This is a genomic window from Pseudonocardia alni, from assembly GCF_002813375.1.
Classification (GTDB): Bacteria; Actinomycetota; Actinomycetes; order Mycobacteriales; family Pseudonocardiaceae; genus Pseudonocardia; species Pseudonocardia alni.
In genome coordinates this window covers 4,731,252-4,756,601 of the sequence record NZ_PHUJ01000003.1, presented here as the reverse complement: position 1 = coordinate 4,756,601, position 25,350 = coordinate 4,731,252, and the positions used below count along the sequence as shown (strand labels likewise).

Sequence of the window (25,350 nt, the reverse complement as noted above, 5' to 3'; positions counted from 1 at the left end):
GAGCGCCGGAAGAGGCCGCCGCACGATCACCGGAAGGGACGCGGCGACGACGCCGGGGTCATCCTATCGGCGCAACCGGACGTTTCGCCCGTGACCGTACCGAGTCTCACGCCGGGAGCGGTTTGGCGAAGCACCGGGAGCGGGGGTCGTTCCGGTACGCACCGAAGTTGCTGGTCCGACGGTATCCGCTGGTCTCGTACAGCGCGATCGCAGCGGGCTGGCCGTCACCCGTCTCGAGGATCATGCGACGACGCCCGGCGGCGGCGGCCGCACGCTCCAGCGCGACGAGTACCGCCCGGGCGTGTCCCCGGCCGCGGGCGGCGGGCTCGACGTACATCCGCTTCAGCTCGGCGTCGCCGTCACGGCGCGCCGGGTCGGCCGGGTCGGCGTCGACGGCGCGCCACGCCCCGGTCGCGACGGGGACGCCGTCGTCGTAGCCGACCAGGAACAACCCGGACGGGGTCCGGAAGTCGGCCGGGTCGACGGGGGTGGCGTCGCCGTCGCCGTAGACCTCGCCGTAGAACGCCTGCAGCCGCCGCATCAGTGGCGTCACGTCCGGATGGTCGAGCCCCGCCACCCGCAGTTCGAGTTCCCCCACGTCCTCATGATCGGCCCCAGGTGACCGGCAGCGCACGCAGCCCTCCGGTGAGCACGTCCGAGCGCAGCTCCAGCTCGGTGCGCGGCACGGCGAGGCGCAGCGACGGGAACCGGGCGGGCAGCGCCCGGAACACCTCGGTCAGCTCGACCCGGGCCAGGCTCGCGCCCACGCAGAAGTACGGCCCGTGCCCGAACGCGAGGTGCGAGGACTTCCTCCCGGCGTCGAACCCGGTCGCCCCGTCGAAGTGCCGCGGGTCCCGGTTCGCCGCGCCCGGGGCGAGCAGGATCGCGTCGCCCGCCGGGATGTGCACCCCGGCGATGTCGACGTCGGCGTGCGCGTAGCGCGGGATGCCGCCGTTGCCCCCGCTGGGCACGGCCAGCCGCAGGACCTCCTCGACCGCCCCCGGGGCGCGCTCCGGGTCCGCGGCGAGCGCCGCCCACTCCCCCGGGCGGTCCAGCAGCAGGACGGTGCCGGTGTCGATCCGCCCGACCGTCGTCTCGTGCCCGGCGAACAGCAGTCCGGCACCGAGCGCGGCGAGCCGGTCGCGCTGCTCCGGCGCCGAGCCGAGCGCGGCGAAGTCCGACAGCACGTCCTCCCCCGGCTCGTCGTCCTTGCGGTCGACGAGGCCGCGGACGTAGGCGAACAGTGCCTGCGCGGCGGCCTCGGCGCGGGGCCGGTCGTGGAGCAGCCCGAGCTCGCCGGACCAGCGCCGGAACTCCTCGCGGTCGTCGTAGGGGACGCCGAGCAGCTCGCAGATGACCAGCACCGGCAGCGGGAAGGAGAACAGCTCGTGCAGGTCGGCGCCGGGACCGGCGGCCTCGACGACGTCGAGCTGCCGGGCCACCAGCTCCGCGACGTGCCCGGAGAGCCTGCGCATCCGGCGCGCGGAGAACGCGGGCGCGAGCAGTCTGCGCATCAGGGTGTGGTTCGCGCGCTCGGTCTCCGGTGAGTCGCCGCTCGGCCCGCCGAAGATCATCGAGTCGGAGATGCGCGCGGCCCGCTCCGGCTCGGGGTGGCTGCGGCCGAGCCGGTCGTCGGCGAACAGGGCGCGGGCCTCGTCGTAACCGGTGACCAGCCACGCGACATCACCGGCCGGGGTCCGGACCGGGGTGATCGGGGACCGCTCCCGCAGCCGGTCGAACAGCGGCGGGAGCTCGAGGACGTCGTGGCGCGGGAACGGGAGGCGCGGCAGGTCCGTGGCGTCCGGACCGGTGGTGGTGGTCACCCGCCCGACGGTACGAGCGCCGGCCGGTGGCCGCCTCCGTCCCGGGGTGGACATCGGGTTGATCCGTCCTCGCGGAGTCCCGCGCGCCCGGGAGGGCGTCGCGCACTCCGCGGAGAAGGATCACCGGCCACGGCCGGGTCAGGTCACCGCCGGCTGCTCCGCCGCGATCGGCGCCACCCGGCGCGCCCCCACCCACACCAGGCCCAGGCAGATCACCTGCACCCCCGCGACGACGACCAGCAGCACCGGGTACCCCGCGACACCGGTGAGCGCCGAGAGCAGCATGGGTAGCAGGAACCCCACGTAGGTCAGCGAGTAGAACACCGCGGTCAGCCCGGCCAGGTGCTCCGGCGCGGCGATCCGCTGCACCTCCTGCAGCCCGGACAGCAGGACGAAGCCGTAGCCCGCCCCCAGCAGCGCGGCGGCGGCGACGGCGGCCGGGACACTGCGCAGGCCCGCCGCGAGGGCGGCGACGAGCGTCCCCGCGACGACGAGCGCGAGCCCGACCCGGGTCGCGGCCAGCGGCGAGCGGGCGTCCACGAGACGCGCGGCGGACTGGGCCAGGACCCCGCAGCCGAGCGCGACGGCGGTCAGCAGTGTCGCGACGAGCAGCCCCCACCCCCCGGTGATCCCGTCGAGCGTGGTCGGCAGCACTGCGTAGGCGATCGCGGCTGCCCCGAACACCCACGGCGCGGCGGGCAGCACCAGCCACACGAACCGCGGGTGCGCGACGGCCGGGACGCGCAGATCCTGGCGCCAGGACCGGGAACGGCCCGGCTCGACCGTCTCCGGCGCGGCGAGCAGCCACCAGACGACCGGCACCGTCAGGACGATGTGCACCAGGTAGGGCAGCTCCATCGGCAGCGGCGCGGACTGCGCGAGCAGCCCGGCGACGAGCGGGCCGAGCCCGAACCCGGCGGTGAGCGCGAGCGCGGCGCGCCGGGCGCCCTGCCCGGGCCCGGACAGCTCCTTGACCCACGTCGTCGCCACCGCCATCGCGACGCCGACGCACACCCCGAACAGCAGCCGGCCGGCGAAGAGCAGTGCCTCGGAGAACGCGCCGAGGGCGAGGACGGCGCTGGCCGGGATCGACGCGGCCGTCGCGGGCACCAGCACCCGGCGGCGGCCCCAGCGGTCCGACGCGGGCCCGCCGACGAGCAGGCCCGGGGCGAGACCGAGCACGTAGACGCCGAAGAACGCGGCGACCACGGTCGGCGAGTAGTGCCCCTGCTCGCGGTACATGACCATCAGCGGGCTGAACTGGTTGGCGCCGTAACCGACGCCGAACAGCACGGCGGCCGGCCGCACCCACGGCTTCACGATCGGTCTCCTCCTCGGAACGCGACGACGCCCCCGGGAACCGGTCCCGGGGGCGTCGTCGTCGACGGTGGTGGTGGTGCGGCCTAGGCCGCGGCCTTGGCCCGCTGACGCCAGCGGGTGAGCGTCCGCTCGGTGTAGCCGTTGGGCTCGGCCGCCCCGCTGAACACCAGCTCCAGCGCGGCCCGGAACGACTCGCTGGACTCCAGGTCCTTCGCCATCGCGGGGTAGCCGTCCTCGCCGGCGTTCTGCTCGTCGACCACGGCGGCCATGCGGGCGAAGGTGTCGCGCACGGTCCCCTCGTCGACGACACCGTGCTGGAGCCAGTTCGCGACCAGCTGCGCGGAGATCCGCAGGGTGGCGCGGTCCTCCATCAGCCCGACGCCCTCCAGGTCCGGCACGGTGGAGCAGCCGATGCCCATGCCGACCCAGCGCACCACGTAGCCGAGGATCGACTGGGCGTTGGTCTCCAGCTCGTGGGTCACGTCCTCGGCCGACAGCGACGACGCGTCGGTCACCGGGACCTCGAGCAGCGTGCGCCGGTCCGCGGTGGCGCGGGAGGCGATCTCGTCCTGCACCCCGTGCACGTCGACGCGCAGGTAGTGCAGCGCGTGCAGGGTCGCGGCGGTCGGAGACGGCACCCAGGCGCAGTTCGCGCCGGCCTTCGGGTGGCCGATCTTCTGCTCGATCATCTCGGCCATCGCGGCGGGCTTGGCCCACATGCCCTTGCCGACCTGCGCGGTGTGCGCGAACCCGGCGGCCAGCGCGACGTCGACGTTGCGGTCCTCGTAGGTCTTCAGCCACGTCGTCGACTTCATGTCGCCCTTGCGCAGGACCGGGCCCGCGGTGAAGCAGGTGTGGATCTCGTCGCCGGTCCGGTCGAGGAAACCGGTGTTGACGAAGATGACCCGGTTCGCGGCCTCGGCGATGCAGGCGGAGAGGTTGACCGTGGTCCGCTTCTCCTCGTCCATGATGCCGATCTTGAGCGTGTTCGCCTGCAGTCCGAGGGCCTCCTCGACGGCGCCGAACAGCTCGACGGTGAGCGCGACCTCCTCGGGCCCGTGCTGCTTGGGCTTGACGATGTAGACGCTGCCCGCGCGGGAGTTGGTGTGCGGGCCCTTCCCCTGCAGGTCGTAGAGCCCGGCGACGGCCGAGACGAGCGCGTCGAGCACGCCCTCGGCGACCTCCTGATAGGCACCGTTGCCGTCGGCCGCCTTCACCGCGTTCGTCGTCATGTGGTGGCCGCAGTTGCGGACCAGCATCAGCGAGCGCCCGGGCAGGGTGAGGTCGGAGCCGTCGGCCGCGGTGTACTCGCGGTCCGGGTTGACCCGGCGGGTGACCGTCTTCCCGCCCTTGCGGAACTCGGCGGTCAGGTCACCGCGCAGCAGCCCGAGCCAGGTGCGGTAGGCCAGCGCCTTGTCCTCGCCGTCCACGGTCGCGACGGAGTCCTCGAGGTCGACGATCGTGGTGACCGCGGACTCGAGCACGACATCGGCGACGTCGGCGTGGTGCTGGGTGCCGACCTGGGTGGTCGGGTCGATCGTGATCTCCAGGTGCAGCCCGTTGCGGGTCAGCAGGACCGCGCCGCGGCCGTCGCCGTCGACCGGGCGGAACCCGGCGAACTGCGCGGGGTCGGCCAGCCCGACCGTGCCGGTCGCGCCGGTGTCGACGACGAGCCCGTCGGCCGAGGCCCGGTAGGCCGTGGCGTCGGCGTGGCTGCCCTTCGCGAGCGGGAACAGCTCGTCGAGCAGCTCGTCGGCGGCGGTGATCACCTGTGCGCCGCGGCGCTCGTCGTAGCCCTTCGCGAGCTCACCGTCCTGCGGGAGCGCGTCGGTGCCGTAGAAGGCGTCGAACAGCGAGCCCCAGCGGGCGTTGGCGGCGTTCAGCGCGTAGCGCGGCACGGTGGAGGGCACGACCAGCTGCGGGCCGGGAACCTCGGCGATCTCCGGGTCGACCCGGTCGACGTCGATCGTCGGGGACTTCTCCGGGAGCAGGTAGCCGAGGTCGGTGAGGAACTTCTCGTACTCCTCGACCGAGCCGGCCCCGTGCTCGCGGTGCCACTCGTCGATGCGCGCCTGGATCTCGTCGCGACGGGCCAGGGCGTCGGCGATCCTCGGGGCGAAGCGCTCCTGGAGCCGGGCCAGGGTCGCCCAGAAGTCGTCCGCCGTGAGGTCGACGTCGGACAGGAGCTCGCCCTCGACGAAGGACCTCAGGTGCTCGTCGACCTGCAGGCCGGCGGTGTCGGCCATCTGTGACCACCCTCTCCGTGTGGATGTCAGGACTGGTCGTATTTCTACCAGTGGATTATCTTTTCCGCATCACGGAAGTGACACGGCCCCCGTCCGTGACGTCGAACAGGCGTGGCGTCACCGTGTCGACGTACCCTCCCGTGAGCCCCGCCACGCGCAGCAAGGGAGTGCAGCGATGCCTCTGGCCCGCTCGATCCACGACGAGTTCGTCGCCCTCCTGGGCGCAGCGGACGTGCTCGACGACCCGGTCCGTACCCGGACCTACGAGTGCGACGGCCTGACCGGCAGCCGGGTCGTCCCCGAGCTGGTCCTGCTGCCCCGCACCGCCGAGGACGTCGCCGGGTGCGTGCGGATCTGCGCCCGGCACCGGATCCCGTTCGTCGCCCGCGGCGCCGGGACCGGCCTGTCCGGCGGCGCGCTGCCGGTGGCCGAGGGCGTCGTCATCGGGCTGAACCGGCTCAACCGGGTGCTCGAGGTCGACCCGGAGAACCGGCGCGCGGTGCTGGAGCCGGGCGTCACGAACCTCGAGATCACCGCGGCCGCGTCGCCGTACGGGCTCTACTACGCGCCGGACCCGTCGAGCCAGCAGGTGTGCACGATCGGCGGCAACGTCGCGGAGAACTCCGGCGGCGCGCACTGCCTCAAGTACGGCTTCACCACCAACCACGTGCTGTCGATGGAGGTCGTGCTCCCCGACGGCGAGGTGGTCACCCTCGGCTCGGACACGATGGAGCAGTCCGGGCCCGACCTGCGCGGGGTGTTCCTCGGCTCCGAGGGCACGCTCGGCATCGTCACCAAGGTCACCGTCCGGCTGCTGCGCACCCCCGAGGTCATGCGCACGCTGCTGGCGGACTTCCCGTCGGTGTCGGCGGGCGGCCGGGTCGTGTCCGACATCGTCGCGGCAGGGATCGTGCCCGCCGCGGTCGAGATGATGGACGCGCTGGCCATCGAGGCCGCCGAGGGCGCCACCGGCGCCGGCTACTCCCTCGACACCCCGGCCGCGCTCGTCGTCGAGCTGGACGGGACCGTCGAGGAGTGCGAGGAGCAGTTCGCGCTGGTCAAGGAGATCTGCGACCGGCACGGCTGCACCCGGCTGCACATCGCGGGCTCCCCCGAGGAGCGGGCGAACATCTGGCGGGGCCGCAAGGCCGCGTTCGCCGCGGTCGGCCGGATCTCGCCGGACTACATCGTCCAGGACGGCGTGGTCCCCCGGACCCGGCTCGCCGAGATCCTCGAACGGATCGACGAGATGGGCACCGACGCCGGGCTGCGCGTCGCGAACGTCTTCCACGCCGGCGACGGCAACCTGCACCCGCTGGTCCTGTTCTCCGCCGCCGAGGGCCAGACCGAGCAGGCCGAGCACCTGTCGGCGCAGATCGCGGAGCTGTGCGTCGAGATGGGCGGCTCGCTGTCGGGCGAGCACGGCATCGGCACCGACAAGGCCTGCTCCATGCCGCGGATGTTCGGCGAGGACGACCTGGCCGTCATGCGCCGCATCCGCGACGGCTTCGACCCCGACCACATCTGCAACCCCGGCAAGCTCCTGCCCACCCCGCGGCTGTGCGGTGAGAAGCCGGGGCTCTACCGGCCGCACCCGCTGGAGGAGGCGGGCCTGATCGAACGGCTGTGACCCGTCCGGCCGACCTGTCCGACCGACCCGTACGAGACCCGGAAGGGCCCGACGACATGACACGCGCTGCTCCCACCACGCTGCGCCCCACCTCGGCCAAGGAGGTCCGGGACGCCGTCCTGGACACCCCCGGCCGCCTCGCGATCACCGGCGCCGGCACCGCCACCGGCTGGGCCGGCCGCGCGGGCGACGACATCGCCGCGACGCTCGACCTCTCCGCACTGTCCGGGGTGATCCACCACAACCCCGGCGACATGACCGTCTCGGTGCACGCCGGGACCCCGGTCCGCGCGCTGCAGGAGCAGCTGGCCGAGCACGGTCAGCGCCTCGCGTTCGACGCCGCCCGGGTCGCCCGCGGCGCCACGGTCGGCGGGCTGCTCGCCACCGCCGACGCCGGCCCGTCCGCCCTGGTCTGGGGCGGTCTGCGGGACCTGGTCATCGGCACCACCTCGGTACTCGCCGACGGCACGATGGTCCGCTCCGGCGGGCACGTCATCAAGAACGTCGCCGGCTACGACATGGCCAAGCTCATGCACGGCTCCTACGGCATCTTCGGCCCGCTGGTCGAGGTCGTCCTGCGGCTGCACCCGGTCCCGAAGGCCGTCGCCTGCGTGGGCGTCGACGGCCCGGTGGCCGAGGCCGCGTCGCGGGTGCTGGAGCTGATGGCCAGCCCGCTGGAGCCGATCGCCGTCGAGTGGGTGTCCGGTGACCCGGGACGCCTGCTGGTCCGGTTGGAGGGCGGCGCCCAGACCCTGCCCGCACGGGTGGAGCGGCTGTGTGAGCTGCTCGGCGCCGACGCCCGGGAGGTGGGCGCGGACGCGTGGGACGCCCACACGTCGCTGACCGACGGTCCGCACGCCGGCGGTGACGGCGACGGACCCGCCCTCGACGGCGCCGTCGTCCGGATCGGGTGCGCACCGACCCGGCTGGCGCCGCTGGTGGAGCAGCTGCCCGCCACCGCCGTCACGGCCGGCCTCGCGACCGGCGTCGCGACCGTCACCGTGCCGGGGGCCGCCGTCGCGGAGGTGCACGACGCCGTCGCCGCAGTCGGTGGCACCAGCGTGCTGCGTGACCGGCCCGAGACCCTCGACGCCCCCGCGTGGGGCCCCGCACCGTCCGCACTCGCCCTGCTCAGGGCCGTCAAGACCCAGCTCGACCCCGAGGCCCGGTTCGCCGCCGGTCGCTTCGCTCCCTGGATGTGAGGCACGCATGACGAGCACCCACGAGCCCGCAGGCACCCCGACCGGGGCGGCCGAGACCAAGATCCCCCAGCAGGGCCCGAGCGCGTTCGACGACGTCCACCCGCCGCAGCGCGAGCTGCTCGACGACTGCGTCCACTGCGGCTTCTGCCTGCCGACCTGCCCCACCTACGTGCTGTGGGGCGAGGAGATGGACTCCCCGCGCGGCCGGATCCTGCTGATGGACCTGGCCGAGAAGGGCGACATCGGCCTCGACGGGCCGTTCACCGAGCACATGGACAACTGCCTGGGCTGCATGGCGTGCGTGACCGCCTGCCCGTCCGGGGTGCAGTACGACAAGCTGCTGGAGTCGGTGCGCCCGCAGATCGAGCGCAACGTGCCCCGCAGTACGTCGGACAAGCTGTTCCGCGACGCGATCTTCGCGCTGTTCCCCTACAAGCGACGGCTGCGGGCGGCCGCCCTGCCCGGCGCGCTGTACCAGCAGCTGCGGAAGGTCCCTGCGATCCGGAAGCTCGCCGAGAGGCTGCCCGGTCAGCTCGCGGCGATGGAGTCGCTGCTGCCGCCGGTCTCGGTGCGCGAGGCGTTCGCGACGCTCCCGGTGCACACCCCCGCGGTCGGCACCCGCCGGGCCCGGGTCGCACTGCTTACCGGCTGCGTGCAGGACGTGTTCTTCCACCGGGTCAACGAGGCCACCGTGCGGGTGCTCGCCGCCGAGGGCTGCGACGTGCTCGTCCCCCGCGACCAGCAGTGCTGCGGCGCGCTGGAGGTGCACGCCGGGCGCGAGGAGTCCGCGCTGGACCGGGCCCGGCGCACCATCGCCCGCTTCGAGACCCTCGACGTCGACGCGGTGGTCACGAACGTCGCGGGCTGCGGCTCGTCGATGAAGGACTACGGCCACCTGCTCGCCGACGACCCCGCCTGGGCCGAGCGCGCGGCGCGCTTCTCCGCCCGCTGCCGCGACGTGCACGAGGTTCTGGCCGACCTGTACTCCCGGGAGGACGACGGCGGCCCCCGCGCCCCGCGGACCCCGGTCACCGGCCGCATCGCCTACCACGACGCCTGTCACCTCGGGCACGCCCAGGGCGTCCGCAACCAGCCGCGCGAGGTGCTCCGGACCATCCCCGAGCTGGAGCTCGTCGACATCGCCGAGGCGTCGCTGTGCTGCGGCTCGGCCGGCATCTACAACATGGTGAAGCCGGACGCGGCCGCCGATCTGGGCGTGCGGAAGGCGGAGAAGATCCGCGACGCGAAGCCGGACGTCGTGGTCACCGCGAACCCGGGCTGTCTGCTGCAGATCGGCAAGTACCTGCCGAACGAGGACTTCGCCGACGTTCCGCTGCTGCACCCGGTGCAGCTGCTGGACGCGAGCATCCGGGGGGCGGCGGTGCCACGGCGCTGACCCCGCCCCTGTCAGGAGGGACGCCGCCGGGTACGGCCCACCGGGCGCCGGTGCGACCGGCGCCATGCCGTGGCGCCGGCCGTCCGGGTACGCCCGGGCGTCCCGCCGGCCGGGACCGGGGACCCGGGGTCACCTCCGGGGTGCCGCGGGACGGACGGGCCGGCACCGGTGGACGCGGCGGGGTCGGACAGCTCGTCCGGCCGCCGGTGCAACGCCCGCAGCTGGGCACGCAGCGCGACGATGTCCCACTTGCGGGCGGTGTGCTCCCGCTCGAGCCGCTCCAGCCGCCGGTGGGCCAGCACGAGCAGCACACCGGCGGCGATCCACCCCGCCAGGGCGGCCCACGCCACCACCGCCACCAGCCCCGACACGCCCGCTCCGTCCACCCGTCCCACCTGCTCGGCACTCACCGTAGCGAGCACCCGGGTCTCCGACGGCGTGCCGGGTGAGCCACCGCACACGTCTCCGGAGCACGTCACGTCGGTACCCTGGGTGTGCAGGCACCGCCGCCCCGCGCTCGCCTCCCGGGCCCGGCGGTGGCCCGTCCCGGATGCGGCCCGTGCGGGTGGACCCCGGCCCCGGCGGGTACGGGTCCCGGCGATGCGCCCCGCCCGAGACCGTGAGGAGGCCGGAGATGCAGCAGGCCGTCGGTAACGACCCGACCACCGCGAGCGATGGACCGGCCGTGGAGGAGACGACCGTGCACCCCGAGAAGACCCCGTCGCCCGATGCGCGCCACTTCCCCCAGACCCTGGTCGCGATGGACCCGCCCACCCTCCCGGCGGCCCACCTGACCCCGCCGCCCGCGGAGTTCCGGCAGTTCCCGGCCCCGCAGCGGTCGGTGCCCGGTCACCCGAGCCTGCGGAGCCGGCTGCGCCGGGTGCTGCTGTTCTGGCGTCGCGGCTCCTGATCCACACGACGACGGCCCGGACCCCGCAGCGATGGGGACCGGGCCGTCGTCGTCTCCGGGTCAGGCCGGCAGCCGGGTCGCCGCCCGCCGCAGGCCCACCACGATCGCGGCCAGTGTCAGCAGCACCAGGGTGAGCAGCACCGTGCCGGTGTTGAGCCCGACGCCGTGGATCAGCACGAACGCCAGCCCGCCCGAGAGCAGGCAGTAGTACGTCATCGGGATGATCGTCATCCGGATCACGTCGCCCTCCCGGCCGAGCAGCCCCACCGTCGCCGACGCGGCGACGACGTTGTGCACCGTGATCATGTTCCCGGCGGCGCCGCCGACCGCCTGGGCCGCGACCACCGTCTCCGGGGTGGCGCCGATGTTCTCCGCGGTCGCGAACTGGAACAGGGCGAACGTCAGGTTGGACACCGTGTTCGACCCGGCGACGAAGGCCCCCAGGGCGCCGATCCACGGTGCCAGGACCGGCCAGGCCGGCCCGGCGACGGCGGCGGCCCCCTCGGCCAGCGTCAGCGGCATCGAGGCCAGCCCGGTCGTGTTCAGCTCGGCACCGGAGTTGATCAGGATGCGGACCAGCGGCAGCGCGAACAGCAGCGCGACCGCGGCACCGGCGAGCTGGCGTCCCGACACGGCCCATGACGTCGCGACCTGGCGGCCGTTCATCCGGTGCAGGCCGTAGGTGACCAGGCAGACCAGCAGGAACACCGCGCCCGGCGAGTAGAGCGGCTGCAGCGTCTCGTCGATGCCGGTCCCGAGGATGTCCGCGGGTCCGACGGTGATTCCCGACAGCGCGTCCTTCACCGGCGCGACGGTGCGGGTCAGCACCAGCACCGCCGCGACGAGCACGTAGGGCGACCAGGCCAGCCAGGTGCTCATCCGGGTGCCGGTGACGCCGTCGTCGGCACCCGCGGAGATAGTGCCGGTCCAGCGGTCGAGCCACCGCTCGCGCGGCGGGAAGTCCCACACCGTGCGCGGCATGAGGAAGCCGCGGCTGGAGGTGAACATCACCAGCGCCAGCCCGACGAGCCCGCCGAGCAGTGACGGGAACTCCGGGCCGAGCAGGGCGGCGACCAGCACGTAGGGCACGGTCATCGCGAACGCGGCGTAGAGCGCGAACGGGGCGACCGCGAGGCCCTCGGCGAAGCTGCGGTTCTCCCCGAAGAAGCGGGTCAGCAGGCACACCAGGAACAGTGGGATGAGCGTCCCGGCGACCGCGTGCAGCGCCGCGACCTCGAACCCGATCGCGGACAGGTAGCCGGTCGCGTCCAGGCCGAGCGCGGCGGTGCGCGCGTCGACCTCCGCCGACCCGGACAGCCCCTGCCCGATGCCGGTGAGTACGGGCGTCCCGGCGGCGCCGAAGCTGACCGGCGTCGACTGGATCACCATGCCGACCAGCACCGCGGCCAGCGCCGGGAAGCCGAGCGCCAGCAACAACGGCGCGACGACGGCTGCCGGGGTCCCGAACCCCGACGCACCCTCGATGAACGACCCGAACAGCCAGCCGATGATGATCGCCTGGACCCGCCGGTCCGGGCTGATGCCGGTGAACCCGGCACGGATCGTCGCGAGCGCGCCGCTCTGGGTGAGCGTCTGCAGCAGCAGCAGCGCACCGAAGATGATGTAGAGCAGGCCGACCGCGATGATCAGGCCCTCGATCGTCGACGCGACGATCGCGGTGGTGCCCATCCCCCAGACCAGCGACCCGATCAGGGCCGCCGCGACGAAGCCGAGCGGCATCGCGTACTTCGCGGGCCAGCGCAGCCCGACCAGCAAAACCGCGACGACGAGGATGGGGGTGAGAGCGAGCAGGCTGAGTACGCCCAGGTTGTCCACGGTGACACCCCTCCGGTGCGGGGCGAATCGCGACACGTGCCCGAATCGCCCGATCGTGAGGGCACGATGTCACCCGTCCCGGCGCCGCGCAAGCACGATGTGGAATCAGTATTTCGCGAAGTGGACCCAGCCGCCGTCGCCGTCGTAGGGACGGCCGTCGACGGTGACCCCCGGGCCCGCCTCGTCCGGTGCCTCCACCGCCCCCACCTCGGTCCAGCCCTCGGGCAGCGGCGCGTCCCCGGGGAAGGTCGCCGCCAGCGCATGGTCCTCACCACCGGTCAGGACCCAGCGCAGCGGGTCCAGGCCCAGCGCGGACGCGATCTCCGCCATCCGCGGGGCCACCGTGAACGGCCGCGACCGCAGCCGCAGCGCCACCCCCGAGGCCCGCGCGACGTGTGCCAGGTCGGCCAGCAGGCCGTCCGAGACGTCGATCATGGACGTGGCGCCGGCGTCGGCGGCCTGCGGGCCGGCGGAGTAGGGCGGTTCCGGGACCCGGTGCGCGTCGACCAGCGCCGCCGGGGAGCGGAACCCGCGCCCGAGCACCGCCAGCCCGGCCGCGGACCAGCCCAGCCGCCCGCAGACCGCGATCCGGTCCCCCGCCCGGGCCCCGGAGCGCAGCACCGGGGCCCGGCCCTGCAGGTCCCCCAGCGCCGTCACCGAGACGACGATCACCGGCGCCGAGGTCAGGTCGCCCCCGACGAGCCCGGCCCCGGTCGAGCGGGCCTCGGCCCACAGCCCGTCGGCCAGCTGCTCGAGCTGCGCCGCGGGCGTCGACGAGGGGCACGCCAGCCCCACCAACAGCGACGTGGGCACCGCCCCCATCGCGGCGATGTCGGCCAGGTTCACGGCCGCGGCCTTGCGCCCGACCTGCTCGGGACTCGACCAGTCGAGCCGGAAGTGCACGCCCTCGACGAGCACGTCGGTGCAGGCGACGACCCGCCCGTCGGCGGCGGTGACGACGGCCGAGTCGTCCCCGGGACCGAGCTCCGTCGTAGCCGGTTGGACACGGTCCGTGGTGACCCGGTCGATCAGCGCGAACTCACCGACCTCCCGGAGTGAGACACCGGTCTCGGAACCGCCCTCGGGCGTGATCGCGGATGGGGACACGGGGGCGGCCTCCGGTAGGTTCTGCGTCCGACATTCCTGCCGCCAACCATCCGGCAGGTCGGCAGTTACCGGAAAGGGGCACGCCGTGGTGCAGGCATACATCCTCGTCCAGACCGAGGTCGGCAAGGCCGCCTCCGTCGCCTCCGAGATCGGGGGTCTGCCGGGCGTGGTCTCGGCCGAGGACGTCACCGGCCCGTACGACGTGATCGTGCGCGCCGAGGCGGACGACGTCGACGAGCTCGGCCGGCTGGTCGTGGCCCGGGTGCAGAACGTCAACGGGATCACCCGGACGCTCACCTGCCCCGTGGTCAAGCTGAGCTGAGACGGGCGCGGACGTGGCAGGGGCACGCATGTCACCACCGGTCGTGGTGGCGATCGCGCTGCCCCTGCTGCTCGCCCTCGTCGTGGCGGGGCTCGCGGTCTGGGCCCGCCTGACGACGGGGCCGGACACCGGCCCCCTGGAGCTTCCCGCGCAGGCTGCACCGCAGGCGTCGTCGACGTCGTGCGACGCGGTGCTGCGCGCGCTGCCGGCCGGCATCCCCGGCGACACCGGGGACCTCGCGCCGCGCGAGATCGACCCGCCGGTCCCCGGCGCGCGGGCATGGGTCGCCGAGCCGGAGCCGGTGGTGCTGCGCTGCGGCACCGAACGGCCGGCCGAGCTGGGGCCGACCTCGCCGCTGATCGTCGTCAACGGGGTGAGCTGGCTGCCGCTGGCGACCCCGCAGGGCGCGCTCGCGACGACCTACGCCGTCGTCGACCGCGGGGTGTACCTGGAGCTGTCCGCGCCCGCGGAGACCGGTCCGGGGCCGCTGCAGGCGGTGTCGGACGCGGTCGTCGACACCCTCCCGCCGCAGCCGGTGCGGGTCCGGTAGCTACCGCAGCCCGGTCCCGCGGGCCAGCGCGGTGTCGACCATGGTGCTGAGCAGCTCGGAGTAGTCGAGCCCGGTGACCGCCCACATCTTCGGGAACGCGGAGCTCGGGGTGAACCCGGGCATCGTGTTGACCTCGTTGACGGTGATGTCGCCGTCGTCGGTGACGAAGAAGTCGACCCGGGCCAGGCCCTGCACGTCGAGCGCGCGGAACGCGGTGATCGCCTTCCAGCGCAGCGACTCGGTGATCTCGTCGTCGAGCTTGGCGGGGATCTGCAGCTCGGAGGTGTCGAGGTACTTGGACTCGAAGTCGTAGAACTCGCCGTTGTAGCGCAGCTCGGCGGGCAGGCTGGCGCGGACGCTGCCGTCGGGGAACTCCAGCACCGCGCACTCGATCTCGCGGCCGGGCACGGCCGCCTCGACGAGCACCTTCGGGTCGTGCCGGCGGGCCTCGGCGACGGCGGCGTCGAGCGCGGCCGGGTCGGTGACCCGGGTGACGCCCATCGAGGACCCGGCGCGGGCCGGCTTCACGAACAGCGGCAGACCGAGCCGGTCGCGGTCGGCGAACCCGATGTCGGTGCCGGGGCGGAGCACGACGCCGTCGGCGACGTTCAGGCCCTCGGCGCGCAGCAGCTTCTTCGCGAACTCCTTGTCCATGCCGACCGCGGAGGCCAGCACACCGGCGCCGACGTAGGGCAGCCCGGCCATCTCCAGCAGACCCTGGATGGTGCCGTCCTCGCCGAAGGCCCCGTGCAGGATCGGGAAGACCACGTCGACCGAGGTCAGCGCCTCGCGCGCGTCGAGGCGGACCAGGCCGCGACCCGGTTCGCCGGGCAGCACCAGGGCCTCGGCGGTCCCGTCGACCTCGGGCAGCTCGCGACCCGAGATCGCCAGCCGGACCGGGTCGGACGGACCGACCACCCACGCGCCGTGCGGGGTGATCCCGACCGGGACCGCCTCGAACCGCTCCGGGTCGAGGTGGGTCAGCACGCTGCCCGCGGACACGCACGAGATCGCGTGCTCGGAACTGCGGCCGCCGAAGACGACGGCGACCTTGACCCGGTCGGCACTCATGGGGCCCGAGGGTAGGCGGCGGCTCCGCCGGGTCGCACAGCCGGGCGTCGGCCCGGCCACTCGGCACAGCCGGGCGTCGGCCCGGCCACTCGGCACAGCCGGGCGTCGGCCCGGCCACTCGGCACAGCCGGGCGTCGGCCCGGCCACTCGGCACAACCGGGCGTCGGCCCGGCCCTCGGCACGGCCGGGCGGGCCGCTCACCCCACCAGCGCCGCCAGCGCGGCGGTCAGCTCGGCCCGGGTCCCGGCGGCGTACCCGACGACCAGGCCGGACGTGCCGGGCCCGTCCCGGTGGTAGTCGGCCAGCCCGCGCACGGCGACGCCACGCCGGGCGGCCGCGGCGATCGCGGCCCGCTCCCCCTCGGGAGGGCGCAGCACGAGGTGCGCCCCGGCCGGGTCCCCCTGCGCGGCCCAGCCCGCCGTGCGGGCGGTGTCCAGGACCAGGGCCCGCCGCTCACGCAGCTCGCGGCGCAGCCGTCGCAGGTGCCGGGACAGGTCGCCGTGTGCGGCGAGCGCGGTGAGGACCAGCTGCCCCGCGGGCGACGGCCGGGTGCCGGTCCGGGCGCGCAGGTCCCGCCACGCGGCGACGACGGCGGGCGGCGCGACCGCCCAGCCGACCCCCAGCGTCGGGCTGAGGATCTTGCTCGCGGTGCCCAGGTGCACGACGTGGGCGGGCGCGAGCGCGGCGAGCAGGGGCAGCGGGGCGACGTCGTAGCGGAGCTCCCCGTCGTAGTCGTCCTCGATGACCAGGAAGTCCTCGGCGCGGGCACGCCCGACCAGGGCGACCCGGCGGGCGGCGGACAGGCGCACCGCGGTCGGGAACTGGTGCGCGGGCGTGGTGTAGACGGCCGCGCAGCCGGCGGGGACGGCGTCGACGACCAGGCCGTCGTCGTCCACGGGCACACCGAGGACCCGCAGCCCCGCGGCCCGCAGCGCGCTGACCGCCCGCGGGTACCCCGGCTCCTCGACGGCGACGGTGGCCCCCGCAGGCAGCAGCCGGGCCAGCTCGGCGACGGCGGCGGAGGTCCCGGCGGTGGCCAGCACGGTGCCCGCGGGCGGGGTGAGCCCGCGGTGACGCAGCAGGTGGCCGGTGACGGCGTCGTGGAACGCGCGCAGCCCGTCGGCGCGGGGCCGGTCGTCCGGGGGCGGATCGGCGGCGGCCCGCCAGGCGCGGCGCCACATCGCGGGGTCCAGCGCGGCGACGCACGGCCGCCCCGGGTCCAGCACCGACGGCTCGGCCTGCGGCCGGGGCCCGGCGGGCGCGGCCGGGCCCGCCGGGGCGGGCCCGGGGACCGCGGTCACGAACGTCCCCGCGCCGACCCGGCCGGCGACCCAGCCCTCGGCGAGCAGTTGGTCGTAGGCGGCGGCGGTGACCGTCCGGCTCACCCGCAGCGTCGTCGCGAGCCCCCGGGTCGACGGCAGCCGGTCGCCGGGGCGCAGTGCCCCGCCCACGGCCGCGGCGCGGAGACCGTCGGCGAGCTGGACCGCCAGCGGGGTCGCCGCGGCGCGGTCGAGGACGATCGGGAGATCCTGCACAGTGGCCTTTCGTCCGCGACCGGAAGTGGCCGTTCCAGGATGCCACTGTCGAGAGCCATCCTCGGCTGGTGACGCTCTCCCCCACCACCCGCAGCACGCTGGGCCGCAAGCGCGACCGGGCCGCCGTCGACCGGTCGGACCTGCACGCGGTCCTCGACGACGGCCTCGTCGCCCACCTGGGCTTCGTCCGCGACGACGCGCCCGTCGTCCTCCCGACCGCCTACGGCCGCGACGGCGACACGCTCTACCTGCACGGCTCGTCCGGGGCCCGCTACCTGACCGGGGACACGCTTCCCTGCTGCGTGACCGTGACCCACCTCGACGGCATCGTGCACGCCCGCGCGCTCATGCACTTCTCGATGAACTACCGCAGCGCGGTCGTGCACGGCGACGCCCGCCGCGTCACCGGCGACGACGAGCGTCTGCACGCGCTGCGGGTGATCGTCGAGCACCTCACCCCGGGCGCGTGGGACCACGCCCGCCGCCCGGACCGCCGGGAGCTGGCCGCCACCGCGGTGTTCGCGCTCGACCTGACCGAGGCCAGCGTGAAGAGCCGCTCCGGGCCGCCGTCCGACGACGAGGCCGACGTCGCCGCCGGTCTCGCCTGGGCCGGCGTGGTGCCGTTGCGGACCGTCGCCGGGCCTCCGGAGACCGCCCCTGACCTGCAACGACACCGGTCGGTTCCGGACCACGTGCGCGACCGTCGTCACACCGGCGGGTGACGTAGCCTCGGGGGTTCCGACGCAGCCCTCACCGCCCCCCGAGGAGGACTCGTGACCCCCGTCGTGCTGCCCGACGTACCCCTGCAGAACGTGACGCTGATGCCGGACTGCGTGCAGGACGCCGGTTCGTGGTGCGCCACGCTCTACCGCTGGACCAGCAACGACTTCCTGGCCCAGCACGCGGACACCCTGGTCAGCAGGACCGTGGCGATCACCGTGATCGTCGTGGTCGCGGTGCTGTTCCGGTGGCTGGCGCACCGGGCGATCGCGCGGATGGTCGACGGCGCGACCAACGGCCGGTTCACCGCGCTGGTGGGCCGGGCCCGCCGACTGCGTCCGGGTGGCGGCGCCGCCGTCGCGCCGGCGGCGGACCCGGGTACGCAGCGACGGGCGCAGCGGGCACGCACGATCGGCTCGGTGCTGCGCTCGATCGTCTCGGCGGTCGTGCTGCTCGTCGCGGTGATGATGGTGATGAACGAGCTCGGCTACCCGCTGGGCCCGTTGCTGGCCGGTGCCGGGGTGATCGGGCTCGCCATCGGTTTCGGTGCGCAGAACCTGGTGCGTGACTTCCTGTCCGGCATGTTCATGCTGCTGGAGGACCAGTACGGCGTCGGCGACGTCGTCGACGTCGGGGAGGCCGTCGGCACCGTCGAGGCGGTCGGCCTGCGGATCACCACGATCCGCGACATCAAGGGCACCGTCTGGTACGTCCGCAACGGCGAGATCCTGCGCGTGGGCAACATGAGCCAGGGCTACGCGGTCGCGGTGGTCGACCTGCCGATCGCCCACCACGCCGACGTCGAGGAGGCCACCGAGCTGGCCGGGAGCACCGCCACCGAGCGCGCCTCCCAGGACGACATCGCCGGTGACGTGCTGGAGGCCCCCGAGGTGCTCGGCGTCGACAAGATCGGCCCGGAGGGCGTCACGCTGCGGATCACCGTGCGGGTCAGTCCCGGCCGGCAGTGGGCGGTGCAGCGCGCGCTCAACGGCGCGATCACCGACGCGTTCGACGACCACGGCATCCCGCGGCCGATGGTCTACCCCGGCGCGGCCTTCGACGGCCAGGCGCAGAAGCAGAACTGACGACTCCTGGGAGACTGGTCGGCGTGAGTGCACCGCAGAACTTCTACGCCGAGGTGGGTGGCGCCCCGGTCTTCCACCGGATCGTCCACCGGTTCTACGAGGAGGTGGCCCGGGACGAGGTGTTGCGGCCGCTGTACCCGGAGGAGGATCTCGGCCCGGCCGAGGACCGCCTGCGGATGTTCCTGGAGCAGTACTGGGGAGGTCCGCGCACCTACTCCGACCAGCGCGGCCACCCCCGGCTGAGGATGCGGCACGTGCCGTTCACGATCGGCCCGATCGAGCGCGACGCCTGGCTGCGCTGCATGCGGATCGCCGTCGACGAGGAAAACCTCTCTCCGGAGCACCGCGAGCAGCTGTGGAACTACCTGCAGTACGCCGCGGCGAGCATGCAGAACTCGGAGTTCTGACCCGAGTAGGGGTATTACCACACACTGTGATCGCCGGCCCGGCCGTCCGGCGGCCATTCGAGTGGCATTCGGGCGCTTTCCGGGTTGATCCAGCGCTGAACGTGACCGAATGCGTCCGGTCTCGTTGGACGGGACGCCGCCCCGGCACGTCGGGCGGCTCGTAGTCACCCGTCTTGGGGGTTCATCGTGAGCGTCTCTCCCTCGCTGTCCGGTCCGCATCGGCACGAGCCGGTCGACGGGTCGTCGCGGCACACGCACCGCGGCGGTGACTCCGGGGCCCACCCCGACCGCCACGACGGCGAGGACGGCTCCTGGTTCACCGTCGTCCTGCGCGGCTACGACCGCGGCGAGGTCGACACCCGGCTGGCCGAGCTCGACCACCGCATCCACGACGAGATCCGCCGCGCGGACGCGGCCGAGCAGTCGCTGTCCGCGGCCCGCGCGCAGGTCCGGCGACTGCAGGAGCAGCTGGAGAACGACTCCGCCGCCCGGGCCGGTGAGGAGCGCCGCGCCGAGGAAGCCGGCTTCGGCCGCCGCGTCGAACGCGTCCTCCAGGCCGCCGAGCAGGAGGCGGCCGAGCTGCGCGATCGTGCGGCCGACGAGGCCGCGGAGATCGTGGAACGCGCTCGCCGCGAGGCCGAGGACCGTCGCTCCCGCACCGAGGAGGCGCTGCTCGGCCGCGCCGCCACCCTGGACCGCGAGTTCGCCTCCCGCAGCAGCACCCTCGACGACCGTGAGCACGACGCCGACCGCCGCGAGCGCGACCTCGCCGAGCGGGAGCGCACCGTGTCCGACCGGCTGTCCGGCGTCCGCACCGAGGCCGAGCGGATCCTCGCCGACGCCCGCTCCGACGCCGAGCAGACGCTGTCCACCGCGCGCGCCGAGGCCGCCGCGCTGCTGCGCGACGCCGAGCAGGGCGCCGGGGAGCGACGGTCGGCGGTCGTGCGCGACGTCGAGCGGCTCGCCGCGCTGCGCGACGACGTCCGGGACGAGCTGACAAGGGTGCAGCGCACCCTCGCCGAGGAGCTGGACCGTGAGCCGGTCTCGGCCGCCCTCGACGACGCCCTGTTCGGCCCCGCGCCCGTCTCCCTGCCGCCCGTCTCCCTGCCGCCCGTCTCCCTGCCGTCCTCGACCTCGGCGCCGGCGTCGGACGAGGGTTCGATCGCCTCGGTGTCGGAGCTCGGCAGCAGGCCGTCGGCCGACGCCGCCGGCTCGGAGGCCGGTGATCCCGCCGACGACGAGGACGAGGACGCGCCCGCCACCGGTTCCCTGCTCCTCGGTCCCGGGCACCGCCCGGCCGAGGAGGACCCCGACAGCACCACCGTCGGCCGCATCCCGCCGATCTCGCTCACCTCGATCGGGGTCCTCCCGTTCGGTGATCTCGGAACGGGGCGTGACCAGCCCCGGACCAGGACGGACGTCGCAGGTGGGACGACCAGGACGGGCCGGGGGGCCACCCGGGGTCCGGGCCCGGGGCGACGCTCGCGATAATCGAATCGTTATGTGCACCCGACCGCCGCAGAACGCATGACGTCGGCGCCCGGTCACCCGGGCCCCGACGACCGCTCCCCCCGGCGTGCCGACGGCCCGCCGGACCCCGAACCGAACCCCGACGGGCTCGGCGAGGCGATCCGGACCGGCCGCGTGCCGGTGGTCCCCGGCTCCCTGGTCGACCTGGTCATGCGGTCCGGCTCGGGCGAGCCCCCGGAGCCGGAGGCCACGTCCGAGGACGACGGCGCCCGGCGCGAGCCGACCCCGACCGGGTTCACCGAACTGGTGTCCCGCGAACGGGATCCCGCGCCCGCCCCACGTCCCACCCCGGGACCGCGGCCCGCTGCCCCCGAACCGCCGTCGGATGCGGGTGACTACGCCGATCTCGGCGACCTCGGCGACGACCCGCTGGGCGTCGGGCCGCTGCCCGACGAACCCGGCGACGACGGTCTCGACCCCCTGCACACCCCGGCGGACCGCTTCGCGCCGCCGCCGTCGTTCGCGCCGGGCACACCGGGCGGGACACCGCCCGCGACCGGCGGCATCCCGGCCGCGCCGACGCCCGGCCCGGCCGACGCCACGCCGGCGTCACCGCGGCCGGACCCGACGGACGGCGGCCCGGCGGCACCCCGTCCCGGCCCGGCGGACGCCGTTCCGGCGACTCCCCGGTCCGGCTCGTCGGACGTCTCCCCGTCGGCTCCCGGGGTGGACGCGGCGGGCACCGTCCCGTCGGCGCCCCGGCCGGACCCCACGCAAACGGGACGTCCCGGCCCCGGGCCCGGTGCGAACCGGCCCGACCCCGCCGCCACCCCCGCGGAGGGCGGTCGTCGCACCGATGCCGGTCCCGGGCCGGACGGTGTCCCGGTGACCGCACCCGCACCGACCGTCGTCCCGCCGATCGCGCCCACCCCGCGGCCGCTCGGCGACAGCACCCGCCCCACCGCCGGCTCCACCCCGGACCAGGACGCCGCCCCGTCGCCCTCGGCCGGGGACACCACGGAGTCCGGCGGCTCCGGCGCCGGGGACCGCGACGCCGCGGGACAGCACACCACCAAGCGGTGGCCGCCCCGCCCGGCGCGCAGCGGCGCCGACGGCCCGGAGACCGACATCCTGCCGCCCGGCGCACTGATCGGGCACTACCCGAGCGCGGACTCCTCCGACGACCGGACCGAGCAGCCGCCCGCGCGGCCCTCGACCCCGCCGTCCGGGAACCGACCGACGATGCCCGGTCGCAGACCTCCCGCGCCCGCGGGCCCGGAGCAGCGTCCGGTGCCCCGTCCGGCCATGGGTGGGGCCCCGTCCGGTCCGGCGATGGCCGGGCTGTCGGGCAACGACCTGTTCGCCACCGCCGGCGGCGACTCGGGCAGCGGCTTCGGCCGGCTCCCGGGCCGCGCCGACGACCCGTGGCGCTCCCGCGCCGACACCGCGGCCTCCGCGCCCGACAGCGACGGGCCCTCCTCCGACGACGTCCACCGTGACGACACCACCGGTGAGGGTTCCGCCCGGGACGACTCCTCGCGGGACGGCGATGCCCCCCGGGGCACGGCCTGGGGCCCGGACGGCGGTCCGGGTTCCTCCGTCGGCGGGCCGTCCGCGTGGGACCGGGACGCCCCGGCGTGGGACACCGGCCGTCCGCCCACGGACGACGCCGCACCGTCCCGCAACGTCGCGTTCCCGACGCCGGGGTCGTACGGCGACCCGCCGTCGCGCTCCGGGTCGGCCCCGGGTCACGCAGCCGCTGCGTTCTCCGGACCGGCGCGGACCGGGACGTTCCCCGCCCCCGGCGCGGGCCCGGACGAGCGGCGCGGCGGGCCGGGCACCGGGGCGTACCCCACCGACCGGCCCGGCGGACCGGGCACCGGCTCACTCCCCACCGACCGGCCCACGGGACCGGGCACCGGCGCGTTCCCGACCGACCGCTCCGGTGGTCCGGGCACGGGGGCGTACCCCGTCGACCGCCCCGGTGGGCAGGGCTTCGGTTCGTCTCCGACCGACCGGCCCGGTGCCCCGGGGGCCGGTGGCCGCCCGGACGGGCCCGGTACCGGCGCCCACCCGTCGAACGGCGCCCCCGGTGCCCGTTCCTGGGCCCCCGCCCCGGACCGCCTGGGCCCCGGAGGACCGGACGGGCGGCCCGCACCGCGACCGGACGCCCCGTCCGAGAACGAGACCACCGTCGTCCTGCGGCCCGTCGGGACCGACGGCGAGCCACCCACGCTGCAGGGCCTCACCCCAGTCACCGGACACCCGGACGCCCCGGCGGCGGACGACACGACCGGCCTCTCGGACCCGGACCGGTCGGACGCCTCGACGACCAGCCGCAACGCGGCCGCCGCGGCCTCGGTCGGGGCCGTCTCGGTGGCCGCCGCCCGCGCCGCGTCCGGCCGGGACGGCACGGTCAGCGACACCGGTCCGGGCACCGCGGTCCAGCCCGCGGCCGCGGAGGCCGCCGCCCACGCCGCGGTGACCGGCGAGAAGCCGCCGGTCACCCCGCGCCGCGAGGCGATCATGTCGGCGAAGCCGCGCAACGGCCGTCGCAGCCCGTCCGCGGCCGGGCTCGCGATCGCGCTGGCGATCGTGCTGCTCGGCGCGCTGACGCTGTGGGCGATGCTGTCGCCCAGCCAGTCCGACCCGGGCGCGAACGCGACCCGGCCCGCCGTCTCGGCCGGTCCGGGCACGGGGCCGCGTCCGGAAGCGGTCGCGTCCGGGGCGAGCCTGGCACAGCCGACGGTGCGGGCGACCGTGCCCCTCGGCGGCGCCCCGGTCGCCGTCGCGGCCGCCCCGGACGGCTCGACGGCCCTCGTCGCGGTCCGTGACGCGGACCGGCTCGCGGTCGTCGACACCGCGTCCGACGCCGTCACCGGGGAGATCGAGCTCCCGGCCGCCCCGCAGGGGGTGGTGACCTCTCCGGACGGCACCCGCGCCTACGTCAGCACCGCCGGTCAGGGCGGCGGGCAGATCGCCGTCGTCGACGTGCCGGGGCGGACCGTCGTCTCGACCGCTGCCGTCGGCGGGGACCCGGCCGCGGCCGCGGTGTCCCCCGACGGCCGGTTCCTCTACGTGCCGTCCCGCGCGGACGCCACCGTGGAGGAGCTCGACCCGAACGCGGGCACCGTCACCCGGACCGTGCCGGTGTCCCGCGACCCGTACGCGAGCGCCACGAACGACGCGGGAGACCGCGTCTACCTCGCCACCCGCGGCGCCGACCAGCTCACCGTCCTCGACCCGGACAGCCTCACCGTGCTCGGCAGCTTCCCGGTGCGTGGCGGCGCGGAGTCCCTGGCCGTCAGCCCCGCGTCGGTCCCGCGGACCGTGGTCGCGGTCGGCGGCCCGGAGTCCGGCACCGTGACCGTCCTGGACCCCGCCGACGGCCGCGAGATCGCGACCGTGCAGGTCGACGGCGGCGCCACCGGCATGGCCTTCGCCCCCGACGGCCGCCACCTCTACGTCGCGACCCGGCAGGCTCTCGTCACGGTCGACACCGGGTCCTGGCAGGTCACCGGGACCACCGACGTCGCCCCGAACCCGACCGCCGTCGCGGTCGCCCCCGACGGCCGCACCGGCTGGGTCACCGGCGACGGCGCGGTCAGCGTGCTGAACCTGACCTGACCCGTCCCGGCTGCGGGCTCGGACCGTCAGCGCGCGACCGACAGCGGCAGCGACACCACGCGCCGCTTCACCACCGCCCCGTACCGGGCGTCGAGCCGCATCCACGACCCCGACGCGGACACCCGCACCCGCGGCCCGTCGGTCTCCTGCGGCGCCGAGCCGAGGAAACCCATCCCGGACATCGCGAACAGCACCCGCATCGGCACGGTCACCGGGCGGCCCGCGTCCGGCGGGGACACCGTCAGTACCGTCTGGTCCAGCAGCGACGCCGGCGGCCCCATCGGGCCTGCGTGCTCGCGGGCCAGTGCCAGCCCCCGGTCGGCGAGCTCGTCGAGCTCCGCGGCGGGGACGTCGTCGACCCGGGACCAGCCGTCGTCGGGCGGGAGCTCGTCGAGCCACGGCGCGGGCGGGCCGGGGTCGACCGCGGCGGAACGGTCGACGGCCAGCGCCGTCAGCAGCGTCGACGCCTGCGCCGTGACCGGCAGCGCCGGGTCGAGCTCCCCGGCCACCGATCGGGTCACGAGCACGTCGAACGGGGTGCGGGCCCACGCGGTGACCCGGCCGGAACCGGCTGTGAGCCGGATCGTGGCGCTCTGGTCGAGCCGGGCGACGCGCGCGGTGAACGCGCCGAGGTCGTCGCGCTCGGTCGCGTCCGCCAGTCGCAGGGTCACGACACGCCTCCCAGGTGGCGCTCGAGGAAGTTCCGCTCGTCGACGGTGAGCCGGCGGACCCGGTCCGCCTCGAGGTCGTAGAGGGCCATCCGGGTCCAGGCGGTGACCGCGACCGGGTCGCCCGCGCCGGGCCCGTCGTGCAGGGCGTAGTCGAGGACGAACGACGCGGCCCGCAGCTCCCGCACGGTGATCGCGCACCGCAGCGGCTCGGGCCGCCACGGCAGCTGCCGCTTGTACTCCACGTGCAGCCCGGCGACGAGCAGCCCGGAGGAGAACCCGGCGAGCCCCTCCCGCCCGGCGGCGGTGAAGGCCAGCGCGACGCGGGCCTCCTCGACGAGCGTGACGATCCGGGCGTGGTTGACGTGGCGGTAGGCGTCCTGGTCGGTCCAGCGCAGCGGGACCTCGGCGACGAAGGCGGTCAC

At 75.3% G+C, this 25,350-nt stretch carries 22 protein-coding genes; 11 read left to right on the top strand and 11 right to left on the bottom strand.

Annotation, left to right across the window (positions count from 1 at the left end):
* Nucleotides 1–106 precede the first annotated feature (106 nt).
* The 4 genes from ATL51_RS23410 to ATL51_RS23395 form a co-directional block, all read right to left on the bottom strand.
* Entirely contained in the window at nucleotides 107–541 is a 435-nt protein-coding gene (locus ATL51_RS23410; protein ID WP_073578306.1) for a GNAT family N-acetyltransferase, read from the bottom strand.
* 61 nt (nucleotides 542–602) lie between these two features.
* Nucleotides 603–1,823, bottom strand: a complete 1,221-nt coding sequence (locus ATL51_RS23405) for a cytochrome P450 (protein ID WP_301549154.1) — start codon at nucleotides 1,821–1,823, stop codon at nucleotides 603–605.
* Between the two features lie 138 nt (nucleotides 1,824–1,961).
* A complete protein-coding gene (locus ATL51_RS23400; protein ID WP_100879958.1) occupies nucleotides 1,962–3,143 on the bottom strand; it encodes an MFS transporter in 1,182 nt (393 codons plus the stop codon).
* Nucleotides 3,144–3,226: 83 nt separating this feature from the next.
* The gene (locus tag ATL51_RS23395) at nucleotides 3,227–5,389 is read right to left on the bottom strand and encodes a malate synthase G (RefSeq protein ID WP_100879957.1); all 2,163 of its coding nucleotides are present in this window, start codon (nucleotides 5,387–5,389) and stop codon (nucleotides 3,227–3,229) included.
* 175 nt (nucleotides 5,390–5,564) lie between these two features.
* Here ATL51_RS23395 and ATL51_RS23390 point away from each other — a divergent pair, with 175 nt between their 5' ends.
* The 3 genes from ATL51_RS23390 to ATL51_RS23380 are packed head-to-tail and all read left to right on the top strand — an operon-like array spanning nucleotide 5,565 to nucleotide 9,617.
* On the top strand, nucleotides 5,565–7,019 hold the full coding sequence (locus ATL51_RS23390; RefSeq protein ID WP_073578219.1) for an FAD-binding oxidoreductase: 1,455 nt from the start codon (nucleotides 5,565–5,567) through the stop codon (nucleotides 7,017–7,019).
* A 56-nt stretch (nucleotides 7,020–7,075) separates the two neighbouring features.
* Nucleotides 7,076–8,221, top strand: a complete 1,146-nt coding sequence (locus tag ATL51_RS23385; RefSeq protein WP_100879956.1) for an FAD-binding oxidoreductase — start codon at nucleotides 7,076–7,078, stop codon at nucleotides 8,219–8,221.
* Nucleotides 8,222–8,228: 7 nt separating this feature from the next.
* Entirely contained in the window at nucleotides 8,229–9,617 is a 1,389-nt protein-coding gene (locus tag ATL51_RS23380) for a (Fe-S)-binding protein (RefSeq protein ID WP_100879955.1), read from the top strand.
* A gap of 11 nt (nucleotides 9,618–9,628) precedes the next feature.
* On the opposite strand, the gene ATL51_RS23375 is transcribed toward ATL51_RS23380, so the two are convergent.
* Nucleotides 9,629–10,003: a hypothetical protein gene (locus ATL51_RS23375; protein ID WP_100879954.1), complete on the bottom strand. Its 375-nt coding sequence runs from the start codon at nucleotides 10,001–10,003 to the stop codon at nucleotides 9,629–9,631.
* 248 nt (nucleotides 10,004–10,251) lie between these two features.
* On the opposite strand from ATL51_RS23375, the gene ATL51_RS23370 reads away from it, so the two are divergent.
* Nucleotides 10,252–10,527 (top strand): hypothetical protein, encoded by a 276-nt coding sequence (locus ATL51_RS23370; protein ID WP_073578221.1) that lies wholly within the window; start codon nucleotides 10,252–10,254, stop codon nucleotides 10,525–10,527.
* Between the two features lie 60 nt (nucleotides 10,528–10,587).
* On the opposite strand, the gene ATL51_RS23365 is transcribed toward ATL51_RS23370, so the two are convergent.
* Both ATL51_RS23365 and ATL51_RS23360 read right to left on the bottom strand, forming a co-directional pair.
* Nucleotides 10,588–12,363, bottom strand: a complete 1,776-nt coding sequence (locus ATL51_RS23365) for an L-lactate permease (RefSeq protein WP_073578222.1) — start codon at nucleotides 12,361–12,363, stop codon at nucleotides 10,588–10,590.
* 105 nt (nucleotides 12,364–12,468) lie between these two features.
* A complete protein-coding gene (locus ATL51_RS23360; protein WP_392567383.1) occupies nucleotides 12,469–13,470 on the bottom strand; it encodes a thiamine-phosphate kinase in 1,002 nt (333 codons plus the stop codon).
* 85 nt (nucleotides 13,471–13,555) lie between these two features.
* Between ATL51_RS23360 and ATL51_RS23355 the strand changes: the two genes are divergently transcribed.
* Both ATL51_RS23355 and ATL51_RS23350 read left to right on the top strand, forming a co-directional pair.
* Nucleotides 13,556–13,792, top strand: a complete 237-nt coding sequence (locus tag ATL51_RS23355) for an Lrp/AsnC family transcriptional regulator (RefSeq protein WP_020627802.1) — start codon at nucleotides 13,556–13,558, stop codon at nucleotides 13,790–13,792.
* A gap of 28 nt (nucleotides 13,793–13,820) precedes the next feature.
* Nucleotides 13,821–14,342 carry a DUF3515 domain-containing protein gene (locus ATL51_RS23350; RefSeq protein WP_100879952.1) on the top strand — a complete coding sequence of 174 codons (522 nt, stop codon included), beginning with the start codon at nucleotides 13,821–13,823 and terminating at the stop codon, nucleotides 14,340–14,342.
* On the opposite strand, the gene ATL51_RS23345 is transcribed toward ATL51_RS23350, so the two are convergent.
* Both ATL51_RS23345 and pdxR read right to left on the bottom strand, forming a co-directional pair.
* A complete protein-coding gene (locus tag ATL51_RS23345; protein ID WP_073578224.1) occupies nucleotides 14,343–15,413 on the bottom strand; it encodes a D-alanine--D-alanine ligase family protein in 1,071 nt (356 codons plus the stop codon).
* A gap of 197 nt (nucleotides 15,414–15,610) precedes the next feature.
* Nucleotides 15,611–16,948: a MocR-like pyridoxine biosynthesis transcription factor PdxR gene (gene pdxR / locus ATL51_RS23340; protein WP_100879951.1), complete on the bottom strand. Its 1,338-nt coding sequence runs from the start codon at nucleotides 16,946–16,948 to the stop codon at nucleotides 15,611–15,613.
* Between the two features lie 68 nt (nucleotides 16,949–17,016).
* Here pdxR and ATL51_RS23335 point away from each other — a divergent pair, with 68 nt between their 5' ends.
* The 5 genes from ATL51_RS23335 to ATL51_RS23315 all read left to right on the top strand — a co-directional run bounded on the left by ATL51_RS23335 (nucleotide 17,017) and on the right by ATL51_RS23315 (nucleotide 24,257).
* On the top strand, nucleotides 17,017–17,670 hold the full coding sequence (locus ATL51_RS23335; protein WP_208623055.1) for a pyridoxamine 5'-phosphate oxidase family protein: 654 nt from the start codon (nucleotides 17,017–17,019) through the stop codon (nucleotides 17,668–17,670).
* 51 nt (nucleotides 17,671–17,721) lie between these two features.
* Entirely contained in the window at nucleotides 17,722–18,753 is a 1,032-nt protein-coding gene (locus tag ATL51_RS23330) for a mechanosensitive ion channel family protein (RefSeq protein WP_253069401.1), read from the top strand.
* 23 nt (nucleotides 18,754–18,776) lie between these two features.
* Nucleotides 18,777–19,160, top strand: coding sequence for a globin (locus ATL51_RS23325; protein ID WP_073578226.1), 384 nt, complete (start codon nucleotides 18,777–18,779; stop codon nucleotides 19,158–19,160).
* Between the two features lie 186 nt (nucleotides 19,161–19,346).
* Nucleotides 19,347–20,651 (top strand): coiled-coil domain-containing protein, encoded by a 1,305-nt coding sequence (locus ATL51_RS23320; protein WP_100879950.1) that lies wholly within the window; start codon nucleotides 19,347–19,349, stop codon nucleotides 20,649–20,651.
* A 36-nt stretch (nucleotides 20,652–20,687) separates the two neighbouring features.
* A complete protein-coding gene (locus ATL51_RS23315; protein ID WP_100879949.1) occupies nucleotides 20,688–24,257 on the top strand; it encodes a YncE family protein in 3,570 nt (1,189 codons plus the stop codon).
* Nucleotides 24,258–24,283: 26 nt separating this feature from the next.
* Here ATL51_RS23315 and ATL51_RS23310 read toward each other — a convergent pair whose 3' ends face one another.
* Both ATL51_RS23310 and ATL51_RS23305 read right to left on the bottom strand, forming a co-directional pair.
* Nucleotides 24,284–24,928, bottom strand: coding sequence for a hypothetical protein (locus ATL51_RS23310; RefSeq protein WP_073578229.1), 645 nt, complete (start codon nucleotides 24,926–24,928; stop codon nucleotides 24,284–24,286).
* Nucleotides 24,925–25,350 (bottom strand): acyl-CoA thioesterase, encoded by a 426-nt coding sequence (locus ATL51_RS23305; RefSeq protein ID WP_073578230.1) that lies wholly within the window; start codon nucleotides 25,348–25,350, stop codon nucleotides 24,925–24,927. The genes ATL51_RS23310 and ATL51_RS23305 overlap by 4 nt, the downstream gene beginning before the upstream one ends.

Bases quoted from the DNA above. Each gene is read 5' to 3' on its own strand.
- ATL51_RS23410 (WP_073578306.1), bottom strand. From the start codon at position 541: ATGCGGCGGCTGCAGGCGTTCTACGGCGAGGTCTACGGCGACGGCGAC.
- ATL51_RS23395 (WP_100879957.1), bottom strand. From the start codon at position 5,389: ATGGCCGACACCGCCGGCCTGCAGGTCGACGAGCACCTGAGGTCCTTC.
- ATL51_RS23390 (WP_073578219.1), top strand. From the start codon at position 5,565: ATGCCTCTGGCCCGCTCGATCCACGACGAGTTCGTCGCCCTCCTGGGC.
- ATL51_RS23385 (WP_100879956.1), top strand. From the start codon at position 7,076: ATGACACGCGCTGCTCCCACCACGCTGCGCCCCACCTCGGCCAAGGAG.
- ATL51_RS23380 (WP_100879955.1), top strand. From the start codon at position 8,229: ATGACGAGCACCCACGAGCCCGCAGGCACCCCGACCGGGGCGGCCGAG.
- ATL51_RS23370 (WP_073578221.1), top strand. From the start codon at position 10,252: ATGCAGCAGGCCGTCGGTAACGACCCGACCACCGCGAGCGATGGACCG.
- ATL51_RS23350 (WP_100879952.1), top strand. From the start codon at position 13,821: ATGTCACCACCGGTCGTGGTGGCGATCGCGCTGCCCCTGCTGCTCGCC.
- ATL51_RS23345 (WP_073578224.1), bottom strand. From the start codon at position 15,413: ATGAGTGCCGACCGGGTCAAGGTCGCCGTCGTCTTCGGCGGCCGCAGT.
- ATL51_RS23315 (WP_100879949.1), top strand. From the start codon at position 20,688: ATGACGTCGGCGCCCGGTCACCCGGGCCCCGACGACCGCTCCCCCCGG.